The sequence below is a fragment of the Bradyrhizobium sp. genome (genome assembly GCF_049586575.1).
Taxonomy (GTDB): Bacteria; Pseudomonadota; Alphaproteobacteria; order Rhizobiales; family Xanthobacteraceae; genus Bradyrhizobium.
The window spans coordinates 1-2,366 of record NZ_JBAVCF010000195.1 but is presented as its reverse complement, the minus strand read 5'-3'; the positions used below and the strand labels follow the sequence as shown (position 1 = coordinate 2,366).

The following is a 2,366-nucleotide window of genomic DNA, read 5'->3' as shown; positions in this document are numbered from 1 at the left end:
CACCAAGCGCCCGGTGACGGCCGAGGGTGATGAAGTCTCACGTAACCCTCGCGCGCGCTCCGCCAAGCTGCGCGCTGCCGAGCGCACCGAAGCGCCGGCACATGCCGCCACCGCGCTGCCGGGGTGGCCCACTCTCGACACCGTGATGAGGGGAGGCTGACGCATGCGCATCATCCATCTTCTCGTGATCGGCGCTCTGGTGTTTGCGGCTGCCTATGTCTACCGGATCAAGATGGACTCGACGGAGCGCACCGAGCGTGTGCTGCGGCTGCGCGCCCAAATTCGCGAACAGCGGGATGCGATTGCGGTGTTGCGCGCTGAATGGGCCAAGCTCGATTCGCCGCTACGGCTGCAAGGACTGGCCGAGCGTCATCTGGCGCTGAAGTCGCTGAACGCCAATCAATACGACTCCTTGAAGAACCTGCCTGATCGTCCGCCGAACTTCGCAAGGCCCGGCGAGGCCGATCCGATCGGCGCAATGCTCGAGACCATCGAGGCGACCGCCGATGCCCCAACCGTGACGGGCTCGATCCCGGCACAGGCAGAGCCACAGGCGCCGGCGCAGGAGGAGCAGCGATGAGCAATCGCCTGCGCTCCGGCCGTCCTTCGCAAGAACCTTGGCGGCAGCGGCTGATCCGCAGCCTGCTATACGGACGCAACGTCGATCGCGCCTTGAAGGCGCGCGCGCGCGTCGGGTTTGTGATGCTCGCCTTTGTCGCGGTCTACGCCGTGATCGGCGGCCGGCTCGTGATGTTTGCGACCGGCACCGACAGCCACGGCGCGCGTCGCGGCGCAAGCCAGGACGCGATTGCAACCGCACGGCCCGATATCGTCGACCGTAACGGCGAGATTCTCGCCACCGACGTCAAGGCGCCGAGCTTGTTCGGCGAGCCGCGCCGCATCATCGACAAGGACGAGGCGATCGAGCTTCTGACTGCCACTCTGCCCGATCTCGACACAGGCGAAGTGCGCGAGCGTCTTTCCGGACGCAAAGGCTTCGTCTGGCTCAAGCGGGAAATCACGCCGCAACAGCAACAGGAAATTCACCGCCTCGGCATTCCCGGCATCGGCTTCCTGCGCGAGAACAAGCGCGTCTATCCAACCGGCAATGAGGTCGCGCATCTGATCGGCCTCGTCAACATCGATAACCAGGGCATCGCCGGGATGGAGAAATGGCTCGACAGCAACGGCCTGGCCGATTTGCATCGCGCCGGCTTTGCCACCGATCGCTTGCAGCGTCCGGTCGAATTGTCGGTCGACCTGCGGGTCGAGCATGCGCTGCGCGATGAATTGCAAAAGGCGAAAGCGAAGTTTCGCGCCAAGGCGGCTTCCGGCCTCGTCACCAACGTCAGGACCGGCGAAGTCGTCGCCATGGTCTCGCTGCCGGATTTCGATCCGAACAATCCGAAGGAAGCGCACGATCCCGATCGCATCAACCGGCTGACCACGGGCGTCTACGAGATGGGTTCGACGTTCAAGGCTTTCACGCTGGCGATGGCGCTGGACACTGGCAAGTACGGCCTCGATTCGCTGTGGGACGCGCGCGGGCCGCTGCATTACGGCAAGTTCGCGATCCATGACGACGAGCCGAAGGGCCGCTTCCTGACCATGAAGGAGGTGTTCACCTTCTCCTCCAACGTCGGCGCGGCGCGAATCGCATTGGCGCAGGGCGTGGACGCGCACAAGGCGTTCTTGCGTAAAATGGGGCAACTCGACCGGCTGCGCACCGAATTGCCGGAAAGCGCGGCACCGCTTGTGCCGCATCACTGGGGTGACCTGAACACCATCACGATCGCTTTCGGTCACGGCATAGCCGTGGCGCCGTTGCAGGCGGTCATGGGCGTGAGCGCGCTGGTCAATGGCGGCTATCTCATTCCGCCGACCTTCCTCAAGCGCAATGAGGAAGAGGCGATGCAAGTCGCCAAGCGGGTGATCAAGCCCGAGACCTCGGAGAAGATGCGGTTCCTGATGCGGCTCAACGCCGAGGTCGGCACCGCGCGGAAGGCTGACGTCAAGGGCTACTACATCGGCGGCAAGACCGGCACGGCCGAGAAGGTGATCAATGGACGCTACGCCAAGAAGCGCGTGCTCACCGCCTTTACCGCGATTCTGCCGGTCGACAAGCCGCGCTACCAGGTCTTGATCATGCTGGACGAGCCGCAGCCGTTGAAGGAGACCTACGGCTTCATCACCTCGGGCTGGAACGCGGTACCGACCGCCGGCAACGTGATCGCCCGGATCGCGCCGATTTTGGGCATCGAACCGCGTTTCGACCTGCCGCCGTCCGACCGCCTTATTCTTGCGGCATCGAAGACAAACTAGCGGAGTGGATTTGACATTCGCTACCTGCCCGGCCATGTCTCGAG

2 protein-coding genes and 1 pseudogene are annotated in these 2,366 nt (G+C 64.1%); all 3 read left to right on the top strand.

Features of this window, described 5'->3' with window-relative positions:
• Positions 1-160: pseudogene (locus tag WB528_RS07435) on the top strand (16S rRNA (cytosine(1402)-N(4))-methyltransferase RsmH); the annotation flags it as partial.
• Between the two features lie 3 nt (positions 161-163).
• The gene (gene ftsL, locus WB528_RS07430; RefSeq protein ID WP_423887772.1) at positions 164-580 is read left to right on the top strand and encodes a cell division protein FtsL; all 417 of its coding nucleotides are present in this window, start codon (positions 164-166) and stop codon (positions 578-580) included.
• The gene (locus WB528_RS07425) at positions 577-2,322 is read left to right on the top strand and encodes a peptidoglycan D,D-transpeptidase FtsI family protein (RefSeq protein ID WP_423887771.1); all 1,746 of its coding nucleotides are present in this window, start codon (positions 577-579) and stop codon (positions 2,320-2,322) included. The genes ftsL and WB528_RS07425 overlap by 4 nt, the downstream gene beginning before the upstream one ends.
• The last annotated feature ends 44 nt before the right edge of the window (positions 2,323-2,366 follow it).